The sequence below is a fragment of the Achromobacter sp. MUI-25009338 genome, from assembly GCF_057359325.1.
Window position 1 is genome coordinate 3,920,667 of sequence record NZ_CM170627.1, and the last position, 18,217, is coordinate 3,938,883.

Sequence of the window (18,217 nt, forward strand, 5' to 3'; positions counted from 1 at the left end):
ACCGGCGGAGCCGGATCCGTGCGGCCCGGGTCTTGAGACACCCGTTTCTTTTGGGGCCCCGTTTCTTTTGGGGCCCCCGTTTCTTTTGGGGCCCCCGTTTCTTTGGGGGCCCCTTTCCATTGCGGCGGCCTAGTTGCCGCCCAGGAATTCCTCCAGCAGGCCCGGCGTCTCGGGCTGCTTGCCGGGCTTGGCCGGCTTGTCCGCCAGCGGCTTGGCGGACGTTTCGATCGGCTCGATCTTGGGGTCGTCCCAGTCGCCGGTGACGGCGTATTCCATGGTCATGGCGCGCGCCAGCGGCTGCTTGAGCAGCCATTGCGTGACGAAGGCCCCCAGGCCGATCAGCGGGTTGACCGCCAGCGCCGTCACCATGGCCGCGCCGCTGGCGTCCAGGTTGGGGATCACCACCGCCTTCAGGTCCCAGCGTTCGCGGATGATGTTGACGCCGCCGGCCAGCACGATGGCGGCGACCGGCCCGTTGATCTTGTAGCCTTCGGTGGACGCCACGCCCTCGGCCACCTTGACCCGGCCGCGGATGGTGTCGAAGGGAAAGCCGTCGCGCAGCAGGTTGGTCGGGTTCACGTCCAGCCGCGCCAGCCGCTGCAGCGATTGCAGCGACAACAGCTCCAGCAGCCGCGCGGTGCGCGAATTGACGTGCATGAAGCGGCCCTTGTCCAGGCTGACGTCGACCTCGCCGGTCAGGTTTTCGATCTTGTGGGTCCAGGGCAGGTCGCGCCAGGTGGCCTGGCCCTTCATGGTGCCCTGCCCGCCCGACACCACTTTCTCGAAGCCGATGCTGTCGAGGAACTTGCCCACGTCCTCGTACTTCACCGAAGCGTCCACCGTCAGCCCGCGATCCGCGCCCTGCAGCCGCCAGTTGCCGGTGGCGTTCAGCGAGGCCGCCGGATTGGTGATGGAGAGCTTGTCCAGCCGCCATTGGCGGCCGCGCTCCAGATTGGCGCCCTGGACCTGCAGCGCGCCCAGATTCTTGCCGTACAGCCGGAATTCCTGCGCCTGCAGGTCGATCGCCGGGATGTCCGACAGGTCGCTGCCCGAGGACAGGGCCTCGTCGGCGTCGTTGTCATCGCCTTCGCCGCCCAGCGCTAGGTGCTTCAGGCGCGCCGTGATCTGCCCGGCGATGGCGCCGGAGGCCTCGCGCCACTCCAGCGTGCCGGCGGCCTGGCGCGATTGCAGGTCCACGCGCCACTGCGCCGGGCCGGGGCGGGTCGCATACAGCGTCAGGTCGTTGAGGGTAAAACCGCCGGTGCGCAGCTTGCCGGCGGCCAGGCTGATGCGCTCGGGCTGCGGCAGCATCGGGCGCGAGGCGGCGCGGCTCTTGCCTGCGCTCTTGCCGGCGGCCGGGCTGAACCCGTCGGCCACGTCTTCCCAGGCGTCCATGTCCAGTTCCGGCAGCGTCGCGTTCAGGCTCAGCCCCCGCTCCGGCAGGCTGGCCGGGCGGCCGATGCCCAGCGCGCCGCGCGTGAAATAGGAACGCTCGCCCTCGGACGGCGCGCGCTCGAATAGCGCGTTGACGCCGTCGCCCAGGCTGGCCGTCAGCCAGCGCCGGTTCGAGGCGCCGCGGTCCTGCGCGGGCGACCACTCTACCTTCAGCGTCTGCGCGCTCTGGGCAGGCTTGCCCACCGGCGCGGGCATGTCGATCGCCATGCCGACCAGGTCGGACTCCACGGAAATATCCACCGCCCCGCCGCGCTGATAGCCCACCTTGCCCTTGTAGGCCGCCTTGCCCGAAAAGCGCGACATGGACGGCGTGTTGCTCAGCTGGGTCAGCGCCGAGCCGGCCAGCGTGCCTTCGAACCGCAGCGCGTCCGACCCCTTGGCCAGGCGGCCGGAAATCCGCGCCGGACCGCCCAGGAACTGGGCCCGCACTTCCTTGGTCTCCACGCCTTTTTCCGAGAACGCCAGCTCGCCGCGCATCTGGCTGAGCAGCGGCATTTCCGGCATGAAGGTGAAGCTGTTGTCGGCGAACTGGATGCGCCCCTGCACCTGCGTGTCGTCGGTATTGAGCAGCGGCACCTTGAGCTTGAGGCCCACGCGCCAGTCGCCGCTGCCGCGCGCCTCTTCCAGCGCGCCGTCCAGCAGTTCGCCCAGCGGCGAATTCGCCGCCAGCGCCAGATAGGCCGGCACCGAGCCGGAGGTCTCGCCGTCCAGCAGCAGTTCGGAGTTCTCCTCCATGTTGGGAATGGTGGCGGAGACCGCGCCCAGCGCCACGGTCTGGCCTGGCCCCACGTGGGCCAGCGCACCGCCGGCGCTGTCCAGCGTCAGGCTGACCTTGTCGATGCGGAAGTTGCCCGCCAGGTTCTCCAGCACCGGCCATCCCTTGCGGTGGCCGCGCGCCGGCGCGTAGTCGACCTTGGCGCCGGTGTAGGCGCCGGCGATGACGAATTCGCCCTGGGCCCCGGGGCTGCCGTAGGGAAAATCGTCCAGGTCGCCCTTGAGCGTGATGGAGGCCGACTGCATCTCGCCGGCCGGCAGGCCGGTGGCCAGCCATTCGCGCGCGTCCGCGTTGACCTCCAGCGGCAGGTAGCGGTGGATGGCCGGCATGGAGCCGCGCACCATCGTGCCGCGCAGGTCCACGCTGCCGGCCGCCGTCTTGCCCTCGGGCTGCCACTGTCCCTGGAAACGCGCGTCGATGTCGTCATTGGCCAGCCGCAGCTGCGCGATGTCGACGAACCAGTGCTCGGCGTCCGGCCCCTTGGTGCTGGCCTGGAGCGCGACGTCGCGCGCCTTCAGCGTGGGCTCGGCGAACACGCCGGGCAGGGTCACGGCCAGCTGCTCGGCGCGGCCGTCGACCGACACGGCGGCCGCGCCCGGGCTGCGCGCCAGCGGCACGCCCTCGATCTGTACGAAGTCGCCCGGCAGGCCCTGCACGCGCGCCTGCGCGTAGTGCGCCGCGAACCCGGGGCCGTCGGCCGCGGCCGACCAGCGCAGGCCGCGCACCGCGGCGTCCGCGGTCAGCGCGGTGAACTTGCCTTTTTCCAGCTGCAGCCAGGCGCGCGCGCTGATGCGCCCCGCGATCTCCGGCGGTTCGATCCAGGGCGCCCAGGCCAGCGGCTCGGCGTCGTCCACCTGGGCATAGAGCTGCCCGCTCCAGCCGCCGGCATTGGCGCCGCCCAGCGCCAGCAGGCTGCGGTTGAACTCGCCGCGCAGTTCGATCTTGCGCGCCAGCGCGTCGCCGGCCGCGGCCCGCAGCACGAAGCGGTGCGACAGGCTGCCGTTGCGCGCCAGGAAGTCCACGCCTTCGAGCGTCAGTTCGGGCGCCTGGCGCAGCCCGTCGATCCAGCGCACCGTGGCCCCGCGCACGCGCAGTTCGCGCTGCGCGGCCAGCCAGCGCAACGCGGGATGATCCAGGTCCGAACGGTGGTCGCTGGTGTTGAGGTCGATGTCCTGGCCGGCCACCCATAGATGATTGTCGGCGTCGCGGCGCAGCGTGATTTCGGGCCGCTCGACCTGCAGGCTCACCAGCTTGGGCGACAAGGCCAGAATGCTGCGCCAGCCCAGCACGGCGGAGACGGACGGCAGGGCCAGCACGGGGTCCGGCTCGTCGTCGTAGACCTGCACGGCCTTCAGGTCCAGCCGCGGATTGAGCCCCTGCCAGTCCGCTTCGATGGCGCCGATCTCCACGCGCGAGCCCAGCGCCCGGCTGGCGTAGGCCTCGATCTGCGGACGCCATTGGTCTATCCTGGGAAGCACCCAGTAGCGCACGCCCAGCGCGCCCAGCGCGGCGACGCCATAGACGGCCAGCGTCACCCAGAACAGGGCGCACAGCAGTTTCTTGGCCGCCGCGCCGCCCCACCAGGACGCGCGGCCGGCGGCAGGCCCCGATTGCGGGTCCGGCGTGGGGGAATTTTTCGAAGCTGACACGGATCGGTGGGCAGGATAATGGTCTTGCGGTATCGTCCCCACTTATACCTGAAACGCGCCCATTTCGCCGCCAATTTCGCCATGTCCACGCCCGTTTTGCTCGACCCCGCCCTCGCCTGGTCCGGCCACCTGCGCCGCCGCCTCGATGCCCATCCCGACCTGGCCGCCTGGCTTGCCGAGGCCGTGCAGCAGCCGCTCACGCCCGCCCGCATCAAAGCATGGCAAACCGAGCTGGCCGGCCCGGACGCGCCGGACACGCTGCCGGTGGAATCCTGCCGCATGGTGCTGCGCAAGCTGCGCGAACGCGTCTTCAACGTGCTGATCGTGCGCGACCTGGCCGGGCAGGCGCCGCTCGAAGAGGTGGTGGGCGCCATGACCGCCCTGGCCGACCTGGCGGTGGCCGCCGCCTACCGCAGCGTGGCGGCCGAACTCGCGGCCGTGCATGGCGTGCCGCGCGACCCGGCCACCGGCAAGCCGCAGGAAATGCTGATCATGGGCATGGGCAAGCTCGGCGGCTGCGAACTGAACGTGTCCTCCGACATCGACCTCATCATGCTGTATGGCGAAGAAGGCGAAACCGACGGGCCGCGCCGCATCAGCCACCACGAGTTCTACGGCCGCCTGACGCGGCGCATGATGCCGGTGCTGTCCGAGGTCGACGCCAACGGGCAGGTGTTCCGCACCGACCTGCGGCTGCGTCCCGACGGCGACTCCGGCCCGCTGGCCTGGAGCCTGGACGCGCTGGAGCACTACCTGATCGGCCAGGGCCGCGAATGGGAGCGCTATGCCTGGCTCAAGGCGCGGCTGATTCCGGCCCAGGCCTTCGATGGCAGTGACAGCGCCGCGCAGGCGCGCCAGCTCGAAAGCCTGCGCGTGCCCTTCGTGTACCGCAAGTATTTCGATTTCGACGCCCTCGCCGCCCTGCGCGCGCTGCGCGAGCGCATCCGCCAGGACTGGCAGCGCCGCGCCCACGCGCGCAGCGGCATCGACAGCGCCAACAACATCAAGCTGGGCGACGGCGGCATCCGCGAGATCGAATTCGTGGTGCAGGTGGCCCAGCTGATCCGCGGCGGCCGCATGCCGGCGCTGCAAAAGCGCGGCCTGCTCGAAGCGCTAGAGGCCGAACGCGCGGCCGGCCTGATGCCCGAGGACGACGTCCGGCGCCTGGAGCAGGCCTACCGCTATCTGCGGCGCACCGAGCACGCCCTGCAATACCGCGAAGACGCGCAGACCCACCTGCTGCCCGGCGATCCCGCCCAGCGCGCCGAGCTGGCCGCCGCCCTGGGCATGAGCCCGCAGGACTTCGAAACCACGCTGGCGGCGCACCGCGAGTTCGTCTCGCAGACCTTCCGCAATGTGTTCCGCATCATGGGCATGGGCGAGACCGAGGAGCCGGCGCCCGCGCCCGGCGCCGCCGAACCCGCCGGCTGCCTGGAAACGCCGGACGGCAATTGCGAGCTGGGCGAACAGATCCGCCAGGCCTTCGGCGATTCCGCGCAGGACCTGCTGCGCCGCACCGAGACCCTGCTCAACAGCCACCGCATCCGCAGCCTGCCCGAGAGCAGCCGCAAGCGCATGGACATCCTGCTGCCCTCGGCGCTGCGCGCCGCGCTGCAGACGCCTGCGCCGCTGGAGGCCACGGTGCGCCTGTTCGACCTGATCGAAAAAATCGCGCAGCGCAGCGCCTACCTGGCCCTGCTGGCCGAGTATCCCGACACCCTGGCCCGCGTGGCCCGCATGGTCGCCGCCAGCCCCTGGGCCGCCCAGTACCTGACCCAGCATCCGCTGCTGCTCGACAGCCTGATCGACTGGCGCACGCTGTTCGAGCCGCTGGACTTCGCCCAGATCGCGCGCCAGCTCGGCGCGGACCTGGACGCCTGCCGCCTGCCCGACGGCGAGCCCGATATCGAACGCCAGATGAACCTCATGCGCGACGTGCAGCGCCAGGCCAGCTTCCAGCTGCTGGCGCAGGACCTGGAGGGCGAGCTCACCGTGGAAAAGCTGGCCGACCAGCTGTCCGCGCTGGCCGACGTGCTGCTCAATGAAACCATCCGCCGCGCCTGGCCGCTGGTGAACCGGGTGCCGGGGGCCGAACCGCGCTTCGCCGTCATCGCCTACGGCAAGCTGGGCGGCAAGGAGCTGGGCTACGCCTCCGACCTGGACCTGGTGTTCCTGTTCGACGACACGCGCGAGGACGCCGCCGAGGTCTACGCCAAGCTGGGCCGGCGCATGACCTCCTGGCTCTCGACCATGACGTCCTCGGGCCGGCTGTACGAGGTCGACCTGCGCCTGCGCCCGGACGGCGACGCCGGCCTGCTGGCCGTATCGGTCGAGGCCTTCGAGCAGTACCAGCACAAGCACGCCTGGGCCTGGGAGCACCAGGCGCTGACCCGCGCGCGGCATGCCGCCGGCGACACCGGCATCGGCGAGCGCTTCGAACGCATCCGCGAGGACATCCTGGTGATGCCGCGCGACGCCGCGGCGCTACGCGACGAAGTGCTGGCGATGCGCGAGAAGATCAACGCCGGCCATCCCAACACCGGCCCGCTGTTCGACCTCAAGCATGACCGCGGCGGCATGGTCGACGTGGAATTCGTCACCCAGTACCTGGTGCTGTGCCACTCAGGCACGCATCCGCAGCTGGTGCGCAACCTGGGCAATATCGCGCTGCTGCGCCTGGCCGGCGAGGCCGGCCTGATCGAGCCGGCGCTGGCCGCCCGCGCCGGCGACGCCTATCGCACCCTGCGCCGCGTCCAGCATCAGCTGCGGCTGCAGGGCGTGGAAAAGGCCCGCGTGCCGCCCGAGCAGCTGCAGGAAGAACGCGCCGCCGTGCGCGAACTGTGGGCGGCCGTGCTCGGATGAACCCGTGCGGGCGCGGCTGGCGGCAACTCGTCGTAAAATAAGGACTTTTCCGCATTTTTCCGTTTGCCAGCCATGTCCGACCTCGTGCGCCCCAAACTCGATCTGCCCGCCGGCCGCCGCAAGGTGCTGCTGCACTCGTGCTGCGCGCCCTGCTCCGGCGAAGTCATGGAGGCCATGACCGCCTCGGGCATCGATTACGCGATCTACTTCTACAACCCGAACATCCATCCGGTCAAAGAGTACGAAATCCGCAAGCAGGAGAACATCCGCTTCGCCGAACAGCACGGCATCGAATTCATCGACGCCGACTACGACATGGACAACTGGTTCGAACGGGTCAAGGGCCTGGAAGACGCGCCCGAGCGCGGCGAACGCTGCACGGTCTGTTTCGACATGCGCTTCGAGCGCACCGCGCTGTACGCGCACGAGCACGGTTTCGACACCATCACCAGCTCGCTGGGCATCTCGCGCTGGAAGGACATGAACCAGATCAACGGCTGCGGCGAACGCGCCGCGGCCCGCTACGACGACCTGATCTACTGGACCTACAACTGGCGCAAGGGCGGCGGCTCGTCGCGCATGATCGAAATCAGCAAGCGCGAGAACTTCTACCAGCAGGAATACTGCGGCTGCGTCTATTCGCTGCGCGACACCAACCGCCACCGCCGCTCGCAAGGCCGCGACCGCATCCACATCGGCGTGAAGTTCTACGGCAAGGAAGAGCTGATCAACGAAGAGTCGCTCTGAGCGGCCGCGGCGCTAGCGTTCCTGGCGCCGGTATTCCGACGGCGACACGCCGTAGCGTTTGCGAAACGCGTGGCTGAAGCGCGCGGCGTCCGAAAACCCATAGCGATAGGCGATGTCCCCGATCGGCCGGGCGGACTGCGCTGCGTCGCAAAGCGTGTCGCGGCAGCGCTCCAGCCGCGCGCTGAGGATGAAATCGGCGGGCGTGGTGGACGCTTGCGCGAAGAGCTTGTACAGATACCGCCGCGACACCCGGAAGGCCGCCGCCGCGCTGGCCGGAGACAAGGCCGGATCATGCAGGTTTTCGAGTATGTGCTGCTGCACGCGGCGCAGTTGCGCCTGGCGCAGTTCGACCTGGTCCTGCTCGGCCAGCGCGCCGGCCTGTTCGCTGATGTTCAGGCCCATCATCTGCAAGATCGCATTGGCGGCGTCGCGCGACGCGCTCTCCGACAGGTTGGCGTGCTCGTTCAACGCCACCCGCAGCAGGTCCATGGCCATCCGGCCGCAGCCCTGGCGGGCGCTGAAGCGGCGCGCCACGGCATTGCGCATGAAAGGCTCCCAGGCCTCGACATGCTTGCCGGGCACTTGCATCACCAGGAAATGCGCGCCGTCGTCCACCTCGATCTCGTATGGGCGGGTGGTGTCGTAGATGCCCCATTCGCCCGGGGTCAGCAAGGCGCTGCGCCGGGCTTGGTGGATTTCGCTGCGGCCGGACAATTGCAGCGTCACTTTGTAGCCGGCCGCGACCGACTGGTCGGCCAGCAGCTTGCTGCGGCGCACGCGCTGCGCGCTGCTGCGCAGCTCGCTGACCTGCATCCAGCCCAGTGAGTCCACCGCCACGCTGTTGCGGAAACGCGCTGGGAACACGGCGGATACTTCCAGGGGAACAAAGGTATCGCTGACACTTTCCTGCCAGCTGGCGCAATCCAGGAAGTGCCTGGGCGCGCTGCGCAAAAGGGATTGGGACATGGCGACTCCGGAATGCTGCCTCTTTCTAGCATCGGGCGGCGGGACGGGAACATCGGTAACAACCCCTAAGACAGCCGCCCCGCTAGGGTTTTCTGTCGCTCCCGTAGGAATATTCGGCCAGGTCGAAACCCTGCTTCGACAAGGCCTGCGCCAGCCCGTGGCGCACCGGCACCACGTCCTCGTAGCGGCGCCGCCGCGCCGCCGCCACTTCCTGTTCGGTGTAGGGACGGAAATCCGCGGGCAGTTGCGCGGCGCTGAAACTTTCCAGCAGCCAGTTCAGCACCGCCGCGAGTTCGGCGTCGCTCAACTGGGATTGCGCGGCGCCCGGCACCCGGATCAGGTATTCGCGGCCCGCCGGCAAGTGCACGAAAGCGCCGACGGAACCCCGGAAATCGGGAATGCCGTGGCGGCTGCTGCCGCGGCCGTCCACGCGATGGCAGCCCGCGCACTGCAGGACGTAATCGGCCCGCGCGTCCTGGCGCAACTGCGCCGCCGCGGAACCGTCGGGAGCGACGCCTTGCGCGACCACGGCCCGCGCCGCGCACAACAGGACGGCGGCGACGCAATGCCGCCGCCATCCCGCCCCCCGCCGCTCCAGCCCCCGGCTCATGGCTTCGGCTTCGTCTTGGCCAGTCCCACGATCACGGAGGTGGTGCAGTGGAAGATGGACGATTCGTTGGACATGCACCAGTTCACGTCGTTGTGCAGGAACATCTGGTAGCCGGGGCGCTCGCGCTCGGCGGAAGCGCACATGCACTTCCCGCAAGCCGCCTTGCCGCAGCAGTCGTTGTAGCTGATGAGGTAGTCCTTGCCGTCCAGCGGATTGTGGCAGGTTCCCACCCACGACACGGCTGAAGGCGAAGTGCCCGGCGGGCACGAGGTCATGCTGCCGCCGCAGCAGGAACACAGAAAGCCGTCCACCGCGCAATAGCGCCAGTAGTCGCAGGCGGTGTCGTCCATCTGCGGCTTCTTGGGGTCCGCCGGCGCCGAGCGCGCCACGGGCAGCACCGGCATCAGGAAAGCCGTTCCCACCAGCGCCTTGCCGATGCGGTTGAGCACGCTGCGCCGGGACGTGGCGTGCGCGACCGAGCGCGTGGCGCGCTCTCCGAGTTTATCCAGCCAGTGCATTGCCGCTCTCCTTGCGGGAAATCCGGGTTTCTTCCAGCGCGCCGGCGGCCAGGAACTCCTGCACCGACGCCACGCCCAGTTCCTTGGCCGTGAACAGGCTTTCGAGCTGTTCGCGGGAATTGATCAGGCCCTTCGCTCGCAGCGTTCCGGTTTCGTCGATCAGCACGGCGTAGGGCAGCTTACTGATCTGGAACTTCATGCCCAGTTCGGTCGACAGCAGGTACGGAAAACGCTCCAGTCCCGCCTGCTTGTAGAACGCCAGATGCTCGGGCATTTCGCCGTCGCTGGCCAGCACGATGCGCAGCCAGGCGCTTTCGGTGGCGGCCACCGATTTCAGGATCGGCAGCAGCTTCTTGCACACCGGGCAGGTCGGCGACAGAAAGAACAGCAGTTGGCTGTGCTGCCCGCGTTCGCCCACGACGATGCGCCGGCCCAGCAGGTCGGCAAGTTCGAAGCGCGGCGCCGGTTCGCCGACGCCGGGGCCCTTGTCCATCGTGAGCGCGCCCATCGGCGCCACGCGTTCGTACAGCACGCCGATCTGCCGCGACAGGGCCAGGATGACCAGCACCAGGCAAAGCACCACGCCCCACAGCAGGAAATTGGAAATGATCAAGGCATCCATGTGAAACTCCTTCAAAGGTTCCGCAGCTTGAGATGCGAGGCCAAGAGGTGATTGGCGGTGTAGTAAAGGGCCACCGCGGAGATCGCGAGGCCGAAGACGGCGGCGGCGTCCACCCATTGCAGGCCGCGAGAGCCACCCGCCGCGGCGTGGAGCGCGGGCGCCGTCCACGACGCCAGGACCGCGTTGCGCAGGACCAGCCACCAGGACAGCCCCGCGCCGCCCTGCCCGCCCCGTCCCGTGCCGCTGGCCGGACCGCCGCAGCCGCAATCGATGTCGCGATGGCCGCGCAGCAAGTTGAACGCCAGCGCCGCGGTGGCCGTCGCCAGCACCAGCAGCGCCAGTTGCGCCCCCGCCGCCTGGCGCGGCGGCGCCAGCAACAGGACGCCGGCCACGGCCTCGGCCAGCGCATAGGCCCATGCGAACGCACCGCTCCAGCTTTCGGGCAGGATTCGGTAGGCCGACACCGCCGCGGAGAAGCGCGCCATGTCCCGCAGTTTTTCCAGCGCGCCCAGAAGCAGCACGCAGGCCAGCGCCGCGCTCGCGGCATAGAGCAGTACGGGATCGTTCATGGCGCCCTCCAGGGTTGCGGCTCGACCTGCAGCGCAGTCTCGCCCGCGCCCTCGATCGTTCCCTTGAGAACGGGCGCGGACGGCGCTGCGTCGTAGACGTTCACGTTGCCGCCGTCCAGCGTGTAGAGGCGCGGCGCCTCGTCCTGCGATACCGACATGGACAGTGCATTCCTGCCCGGCACCCGCGCCACCCGCTTGTGCGTGGACAGGTCGTAGACCCAGATCTCGGAGGCGGGCGTCTTGTGCGAGCCTTCGGCGCCGTTCGGATGCATGCCGACGTAGAGCCGCTTGCTTGCCTGGTTCACGGCCAGCAGGTTGTAGCCGCCGGGTCGCCAGCCCTGGTCCTTGCCCGACGCGTCCAGCAGGGACCACGGTTTGCCGAAGACGGCGTCCTGGCCGCTGAAATCCGCGCTGTACACGTTGCCGTTGTAGGAGACGAAATAGAACGTGTTGCCGAGGTTCTCGGTATGCGTGAAGACCGGGTCCTTTTCCGGATCGAACATCGGCTGGCTGCGCTGCTGGCCCGCCGGCTTGCCGGCCGCGTCCAGGTCGACGGTCAGCAGCGCGCCGTCGCCGCAGATGCTGGCGAAGCTGCGCGGGCGGGACGGCAGGACGATGATGCTCCAGCATCCCGCGGCGGCCGTGATTTCGTCGGTGAACTGGCGCGTCTTCAAATCCACCACCGTGACCGAGGACGCCGGCGTGGCGTTCTGCACGAACAGCAGCCCGCCGTCGGTGCTCTGGCGCAGGTAGTTGCGGTAGTTCAGCGCCTGCGCGCGCTTCTGCGGGATGGGCACCTCGAACCTGGGCGTCAGCGTCTCGGCGTCCCAGGCTTCGATCAGGTCGGTCCGCTTGCCGCGGTTGAGCCGTTCGTAGTAGGTCGTCATCACGTAGATGTCCTTGCCGTCCGCGGACACGGTCATGTGACCGTTGAACGAGGTGGGCACCAGCCCCAGGAATTTGCGGGTGTCGCCGTCGTAGATGTTGATCCGGCTGTCCACCAGGTGATTGAAGACGGCATCCATCACATACAGCCGGTGAGGCGTGGCAGGCGGCAGGCGGGCGCCGCCCTTGAGCTCCTCCACCGGCAGGTCCGCCCGGGCGAGCCCGGCCGCGGCGGCCAGGGCGGCGCACAGCGCCCACTGTCCCGCCCGCGATGCGCATGATCTGGCGCGTAGCGCATTCATCGATATTCTCCTCGTCTCATGATCGGATCTCCCTGGGCCTGCCGACGCTGAAAGCAGCCACGCACAGGCCTTAAAACGCGTAGACATAGCGCAGCTGCACACCGCGCATGCGCGGCCCGTTCTCGACCTTCAGGTCGTGGATGTACTGCATCTGAATCTGGTTGGCGTCGTTGATCTGGTGCGTGAGCTCGACGGCCAACTGGTGGTTGCGGGCGCTGGTGGCCACGGTTTCGCCCGAGGAGGTCTCCCGCCCGCCGGTTTCGTAGCGATAGCGCACCCCGGTATAGGTGTCGGGCGTCAGGTTAGTCGACGCCAGGGCGAAAAAGCGGAACGAAGGATCTTTCTTCAGCGTCTGCCCATACCAGTCGGTGTTGCGGCCATAGATCTCCACTTCCGCGATGGCTTCGAGGTAGGTGGATTCGCCTACCCCCTTCACGAAGGAAAAATCCTGGATGGTCGACCAGCGGTTCTTCCCGGGCGAGACATCGGGCCGCGAGCCGTCGTAGCGGCCCACCGGCGCAACGATGAACGGCTCCCAGGCGAACCAGGTTCTGGTCTGCTCATTGTTGTAGAACCAGATCGCCGACCCCAGCGTCAGGTCGCCTATGCCTGTCTGGTGGTCGCCCGGCGCGCCCGGCAGCTCCATCGACGTGCGGTACATCGGCACGATGAATTCGAGCTGCACCGTCTTGCCGTAAAACTCCCGGTAATGCATCTGGCGATACACCAGCGCGTTAACGTCCACCGAGGCGCCTCCCACCCGCTTGCCTTCGGCGTACAGCCCGGACGAGCGCAGCCCCGCCAGATAGCCTGCGACGAGATTGGTGCCCACCGGCGCGGGTATCCAATCGCGCGCGCTGGGATCTCCAGCCCATGCCGCCTGCGACGCCCCCGCGCAGGCCAACAGCAGCGCGGCGCGCGCGCGGGTCCGGCAAAGCCTGCTGCCTGCCATGTATTTCCCCTTGGTTCCGTGACGGCGCGGCCACCGGTATCTCCCGGTTTGGGCCGCGCCGCCGTTGTTAGTACGCCATGCAGACCGACTTCTTCTCCAGGTACAGATCCAGCACGGCGCGGCCGTGCTCGCGGCCAATGCCGGATTGCTTGAACCCGCCGAAAGGCATGTTCGGGTCCAGCATGTTGTGGGTGTTCACCCAGATGGTGCCGGCGTCGATGCGCGGGATCAGGCTTTGGACGCGGCCGAGGTCATTGCTCCACAGGCTCGCGCCCAGGCCGAAGGCGCTGTCGTTGGCCAGCCGCACGGCGTCGTCCAGGCTGTCGAAGGGCTGCGCCACGACCACGGGCCCGAAAATCTCTTCGCGCGCGATTCTTGCGTCGGATCGCAGGCCGGCAAAGACGGTGGGCTGCACGAAATAGCCTTGGCCCTCGCCGGCCGCGCCCCCCGCCAGCACCTGGCCGCCTTCGGCGCGCCCGAGACCGATGTAGTCCATGACGCGCCGCTGGTGGCGCGCCGAAACCAGCGGACCGATCTGCGTGGCCGGATCGAAGCCCGAGCCCAGCTTCATACCGGCGGCCAGGTCGGCCAGCCCCTGCACGACCTTGGCGTACAAGCCCTTCTGCACGTAGAGCCGCGAGCCGGCCGTGCACACCTGGCCCTGGTTGAAGAAAATGGCGGCGGCGGCGCCCTGCACGGCGCGGTCGACGTCGCAATCGTCCAGCACGATCACCGGGGACTTGCCGCCCAGCTCCAGCGACACCCGCTTCATGTCGTCCATCGCGGCGCGGCCGATCAGCTTGCCCACCTCGGTGGAGCCGGTGAACGCGATCTTGTCGACGCCGGGATGGGCGACCAGCGCCGCGCCCGCCGTTTCACCGCGGCCCGTCACGACATTGACCACGCCGGGCGGGAAACCCGCTTCCAGCACCAGTTCGGCCAGACGCAGCGCGGTCAGCGGGGTTTCCTCGGCGGGCTTGAGCACCACGGTGCAGCCGGCCGCCAACGCCGGCGCGATCTTCCAGATCGCCATCAGCAGCGGGAAATTCCAGGGAATGATCGCGCCGACCACGCCCACGGGCTGCGGCAAGGTCTGGGCGCTGTACCGGACGCCCGGCGGAAACGGAATGGACAGCGACAGCGTATCGCCGGTGATCTTGGTGGCCCAGCCCGCCATGTAGCGCAGCCACTGCGCGCCGGACCCGACTTCCAGCGCCTGCGCCACGCCCAGCAACTTGCCATTGTTGAGCGTTTCCAGGCGGGCCAGCTCGTCGCCATGCTGCTCGACGAGGTCCGCCAGCTTCAGCAGCAGGCGTTCGCGGCCGGCGGGCAGCATATCGCGCCAGGGCCCGGCGTCGAATGCGCGCCTGGCGGCCTGCACCGCCTGGTCGATCTGGGCGGGACCGGCGTCCGGCTGGTGCGCGATCACCTGGCCAGTGGCGGGATCGTGCACGGCGATGGGCTGGCCCTGCCCTTCGCGCACGGGCTCGCCGTCGATCAGCATGGACTCTCTGATGGCGCCCAGTTCCGGGCGATCGGCGGGAACGGCAGAGGAAACGCTTGCAGCAGGCATTCGGAACTCCAGCGAACAGGTCGGAGCCAGAATAGCAACGGTGTCTGCGGCTGGCTTGTCGGGCCGTGCATGGCGATTTGTCATTCTGCGCACGGCCGGCGCGAAAAAAAACCGGCAGGAACGCGGAGTCGCGCCCCTGCCGGTCCCGCGCGGCCCCTGCCCGGGGCCGCGCGCCGTCATCCCCGCCTCAATCCAGCATCAGCACCGTCGCGCCCGTGGTCTTGCGCCCGGCCAGCGCCGTCTGCGCTTCACCCGCCTGTTCCAGCGTGTAGCGCTGGTCGATGCGGACCTTGATCTTCTTCTTCAGGACCAGGTCGAACAGTTCTTCGGAAGCGGCCTGCAGCTTGGCCAGCGTGTTGACGTGGATGCCCAGCGAGGGCCGGGTCACGTACAGGCTGCCCTTCTGGTTCAGCGTCGCCAGGTTGACGCCCGACACCGGGCCGGAGGCGTTGCCGAAGCTGACCATCAGGCCGCGCGGCTCGATGCAGTCCAGCGAGGTTTCCCAGGTGTCCTTGCCCACGCCGTCATAGACCACCGGCACCTTCTTGCCGCCGGTCAGTTCCAGCACGCGCTCGACCACGTTTTCGCGCGAGTAGTCGATGGTTTCCCAGGCGCCGTTGGCGCGGGCCAGTTCGGCCTTCTCGGGGCTGGAGACCGTGCCGATCAGCTTCACGCCCAGCGCGCGGGCCCATTGGCAGGCGATCAGGCCCACCCCGCCGGCGGCGGCGTGGAACAGAATGGTTTCGCCGCCCTGCAGGCGGTAGGTCTGGCGGAACAGGTACTGCACGGTCAGGCCCTTGAGCATCAGCGCGGCGGCCTCGTCGAAACCGATGCCCTTGGGCACCTTGACGACCTGGGCGGCGGGCACGTTGCGCGCCTCGGCGTAGGCGCCGATGGGGCTTTGGCCATAGGCGACGCGGTCGCCCTTCTTCAGGTGCTTGACGTCGGCGCCCACCGCGGTCACCTCGCCCGCGCCCTCGAAGCCCAGCCCGTGGGGCAGCGGGTGCGGATACAAGCCCGTGCGGTAATAGATATCGATGAAGTTCAGGCCGGCGGCGTGCTGCCGGATGGTGACTTCGTTGGCGGCGGGCGGCGGAACCTCCACCTCGGCCAGCTTCAGGACTTCGGGACCACCGTGCTGCTCGATACGAATTGCCTTGACGAGATTGCTGGCCATGCGGGCCTCCTTTCAATGGAAATAATGCGAACTAAGCGACAAAAACCGGATTCAACGCTCTGGCCGCGCCTCGCCCCGCTTGGCGGGCGCCGCGCGCCCCATCAAGGCGAACACGCCGGCCAGCACCAGGACCGTGCCTGCCATCTGCCACACCGTGATCGGCTCGTGCAGGAACCATGAGGCCAGGAACAGCACCGACACCGGCCCCACCATGCCCAGCAGCGAGGCGGTGGGCGCGCCGATCAGCGCCACCGCCCACATCAGCATGAACACCGGCACCACGGTGTTGAGCGTGGCGTGGATCACGGAATAGCCGTAGACCCCCGCCGGCTGGATCAGCATGGACGGCGGATGCACGGCGAAGAACTGAACGATGCAGGCCACGCACGAGACCGTCATGGCATAGGCCACCAGCCGCGTCGCGCCGATCCGCTTGACCAGTTCCCCCGAACAGATCAGGTACACAGAATAGCTTGCGGCCGACCCGAAAACGAATAAAGACCCCAGGAAGACCTCGCTTCCGCCGAAGGACAGGTCGTGCGCGAACACCAGCACCACGCCGGCGTAGGACAGCACCATGGCCATCCACTGGCGGCGCTCGATCGGGCGCTTGAACCAGAAGGCCGACAGCAGCACCACCAGCGAGGGCGAGAGAAACAGGATCAACCGCTCCAGGCTGGCCGTGACGTAGCGCAGCCCCAGGAAGTCCAGGAAGCTCGACAGGTAATAACCCAGCAGCCCCAGCACGCAGACCTGCAGGCGCTCTTTGGGCGTCAGGCGCACGATCTCGCCGCGCGCGGCGCGGCGCGACTGGGCCCAGGCCACGGCCGCGAAGAACGGCATGGCGAACAGCATGCGAAACGCGATGAGCGTGACCGCGTCGATGCCGTAGCGATAGGTGAATTTGACGACGATGGCCTTGGCCGAAAACAGCACCGCGCCCAGGGTTGCCATGATGAATCCGGCCGCGCGGCTGGAGGGACGGGAAAACGGCGAAAACTCGGCAAGGCGATTCATGCGATGATTTTATGTTCAGTGCAAAAATAAATGCACGTTCGGCGCCATACTTTTCTCGTGCCGGCGCCCCGCTTCCATGCATTCCAACCTGCCTCGCATGACCAGACACCGCGCCCTGACCTACATCCACATCGCCGCCGTGCTCTTCGGCCTGACCGGCGTCTTCGGCGAACTGATCCAGGCCAGCGCCGCCGTCATCACGCTGGGACGCGCCGTGTTCGCGGTGCTCGCGCTGGGCGGTTTCGCCCGCATGCGGCGCAAACCCCTGCTGGGCGCGCTGACCCCGGCGCAGCTGTTCGTGCTGGTGGTGGCGGGCGTGCTGCTGGCGGTGCACTGGGTCACGTTCTTCATTTCGGTCAAGGTCGGCGGCATCGCCATCGCGACGCTGGGCTTCGCCAGTTTTCCGGCCTTCATCACGCTGTTCGAAGGCCTGCTGTTTCGCGAACGCATCCGGCTGGCCGAATGGCTGCTGCTGGGCCTGGTGACCGCCGGCCTGGTGCTGGTCACGCCCTCGTTCGACCTGGCCGACCAGGGCACCATCGGCCTGGCCTGGGGCCTGCTGTCGGGCCTGAGCTTCGCGCTGCTGGCGCTGAGCAACCGCCGCTCGGCCTCGGGCATGGACCCGATGCAGGTGGCCTGCTGGCAGAACCTGGTCGTGGCGCTGGTGCTGCTGCCGTTCGCCGCCGGCCAGCTGCCCGCGCTGCCGGCCCTGGACCTGTTCTGGCTGGCGCTGCTGGGCGTCTTCTGCACCGGGCTGTCGCACTACCTGTTCGTCTCCAGCCTGACGCGGCTCAACGCCCGCAGCGCCGGGCTGGTCATCGCGCTGGAGCCGGTCTACGCCATCGCCTTCGCCTGGGCGCTGTTCAGCCAGCAGCCCACGCCGCGCATGATGGCCGGGGCCGCGCTGATCGTGGCGGCCATCGTCTGGTCGGGCCTGCGCAAGCAGGCCCCGGCAGGCGCGCAGGCAGAGGCTGCCATGAAGGCACAACCTTGACAATAACTGACTAGGCAGTAAAATTCGGCGCATGAATGCCGCGCCGCCTCCTTCTTCCACGCCCGATACCCCCGTCCACTACCGCAGCGATACCCGCTGCATGATGGAGGAAAACGCCGGCTTCCTGATCAAGCAGGTCCACCATTCCCTGAACCGCATGCTGGACCAGGAAATGGCGCCGCTGGATCTCACCGCCATGCAATGGCGCCCCATCGCGCTGGTGTACCTGGGCCGCGCCGACACGCCGGCTGAGCTGGCCCGGCTCAACGGCATGGACACCGGCGCCATGACCCGCGCGCTGGACCGCCTCGAGGCCAAGGGCCTGCTGCGGCGCACGCGCAGCCAGGAAGACCGCCGCGTGGTCAAGATCGAACTCACCGAACTGGGAGAGGCCAAGGCGCGCGAGATCCCGGCCAACATCGCCCGCTCGCTCAACCATCACCTGCGCGGATTTTCGGCCGACGAAGTCTCCCAGCTCATGCATTACCTGCGCCGCATGCTGGCCAACGGCTCGGCCTGAGACCGCCGGGGCAGGCACGCCCCC

General features: G+C 68.5%; 15 protein-coding genes. 4 read left to right on the forward strand and 11 right to left on the reverse strand.

The window, feature by feature from the left end; translation table 11 throughout:
- Positions 1-129: 129 nt before the first annotated feature.
- The gene (locus AC1IQ6_RS18640; protein WP_485866586.1) at positions 130-3,786 is read right to left on the reverse strand and encodes a YhdP family protein; all 3,657 of its coding nucleotides are present in this window, start codon (positions 3,784-3,786) and stop codon (positions 130-132) included.
- Positions 3,787-3,960: 174 nt separating this feature from the next.
- Between AC1IQ6_RS18640 and glnE the strand changes: the two genes are divergently transcribed.
- Complete coding sequence (gene glnE / locus AC1IQ6_RS18645) at positions 3,961-6,741, forward strand: bifunctional [glutamate--ammonia ligase]-adenylyl-L-tyrosine phosphorylase/[glutamate--ammonia-ligase] adenylyltransferase (protein WP_485865146.1); 2,781 nt, start codon at positions 3,961-3,963, stop codon at positions 6,739-6,741.
- A 72-nt stretch (positions 6,742-6,813) separates the two neighbouring features.
- Positions 6,814-7,488 carry an epoxyqueuosine reductase QueH gene (locus AC1IQ6_RS18650; protein WP_102771764.1) on the forward strand — a complete coding sequence of 225 codons (675 nt, stop codon included), beginning with the start codon at positions 6,814-6,816 and terminating at the stop codon, positions 7,486-7,488.
- Positions 7,489-7,500: 12 nt separating this feature from the next.
- On the opposite strand, the gene AC1IQ6_RS18655 is transcribed toward AC1IQ6_RS18650, so the two are convergent.
- The 10 genes from AC1IQ6_RS18655 to AC1IQ6_RS18700 all read right to left on the reverse strand — a co-directional run bounded on the left by AC1IQ6_RS18655 (position 7,501) and on the right by AC1IQ6_RS18700 (position 16,679).
- Entirely contained in the window at positions 7,501-8,454 is a 954-nt protein-coding gene (locus AC1IQ6_RS18655) for an AraC-like ligand-binding domain-containing protein (protein WP_102771765.1), read from the reverse strand.
- Between the two features lie 82 nt (positions 8,455-8,536).
- Complete coding sequence (locus tag AC1IQ6_RS18660) at positions 8,537-9,064, reverse strand: c-type cytochrome (protein ID WP_485865147.1); 528 nt, start codon at positions 9,062-9,064, stop codon at positions 8,537-8,539.
- Positions 9,061-9,582 (reverse strand): methylamine dehydrogenase light chain, encoded by a 522-nt coding sequence (locus AC1IQ6_RS18665; RefSeq protein WP_111827223.1) that lies wholly within the window; start codon positions 9,580-9,582, stop codon positions 9,061-9,063. The genes AC1IQ6_RS18660 and AC1IQ6_RS18665 overlap by 4 nt, the downstream gene beginning before the upstream one ends.
- Positions 9,566-10,204, reverse strand: a complete 639-nt coding sequence (gene mauD / locus AC1IQ6_RS18670) for a methylamine dehydrogenase accessory protein MauD (protein ID WP_102771768.1) — start codon at positions 10,202-10,204, stop codon at positions 9,566-9,568. Before mauD ends, AC1IQ6_RS18665 begins: the two co-directional genes overlap by 17 nt.
- Positions 10,205-10,215: 11 nt before the next feature.
- On the reverse strand, positions 10,216-10,773 hold the full coding sequence (locus tag AC1IQ6_RS18675; RefSeq protein ID WP_102771769.1) for a MauE/DoxX family redox-associated membrane protein: 558 nt from the start codon (positions 10,771-10,773) through the stop codon (positions 10,216-10,218).
- Positions 10,770-11,960: an amine dehydrogenase large subunit gene (locus tag AC1IQ6_RS18680; RefSeq protein WP_485865148.1), complete on the reverse strand. Its 1,191-nt coding sequence runs from the start codon at positions 11,958-11,960 to the stop codon at positions 10,770-10,772. The genes AC1IQ6_RS18675 and AC1IQ6_RS18680 overlap by 4 nt, the downstream gene beginning before the upstream one ends.
- Before the next feature lie 70 nt (positions 11,961-12,030).
- A complete protein-coding gene (locus AC1IQ6_RS18685) occupies positions 12,031-12,912 on the reverse strand; it encodes a transporter (RefSeq protein WP_485865149.1) in 882 nt (293 codons plus the stop codon).
- A 67-nt stretch (positions 12,913-12,979) separates the two neighbouring features.
- Complete coding sequence (styD, locus tag AC1IQ6_RS18690) at positions 12,980-14,485, reverse strand: phenylacetaldehyde dehydrogenase StyD (protein WP_111827220.1); 1,506 nt, start codon at positions 14,483-14,485, stop codon at positions 12,980-12,982.
- Between the two features lie 187 nt (positions 14,486-14,672).
- The gene (locus AC1IQ6_RS18695; protein WP_102771773.1) at positions 14,673-15,662 is read right to left on the reverse strand and encodes a quinone oxidoreductase family protein; all 990 of its coding nucleotides are present in this window, start codon (positions 15,660-15,662) and stop codon (positions 14,673-14,675) included.
- Positions 15,663-15,713: 51 nt separating this feature from the next.
- Entirely contained in the window at positions 15,714-16,679 is a 966-nt protein-coding gene (locus tag AC1IQ6_RS18700) for a DMT family transporter (RefSeq protein ID WP_102771774.1), read from the reverse strand.
- A 97-nt stretch (positions 16,680-16,776) separates the two neighbouring features.
- On the opposite strand from AC1IQ6_RS18700, the gene AC1IQ6_RS18705 reads away from it, so the two are divergent.
- Positions 16,777-17,673 (forward strand): DMT family transporter, encoded by an 897-nt coding sequence (locus tag AC1IQ6_RS18705; RefSeq protein WP_485865150.1) that lies wholly within the window; start codon positions 16,777-16,779, stop codon positions 17,671-17,673.
- Between the two features lie 31 nt (positions 17,674-17,704).
- Positions 17,705-18,193, forward strand: coding sequence for a MarR family winged helix-turn-helix transcriptional regulator (locus AC1IQ6_RS18710; protein WP_479730197.1), 489 nt, complete (start codon positions 17,705-17,707; stop codon positions 18,191-18,193).
- The last annotated feature ends 24 nt before the right edge of the window (positions 18,194-18,217 follow it).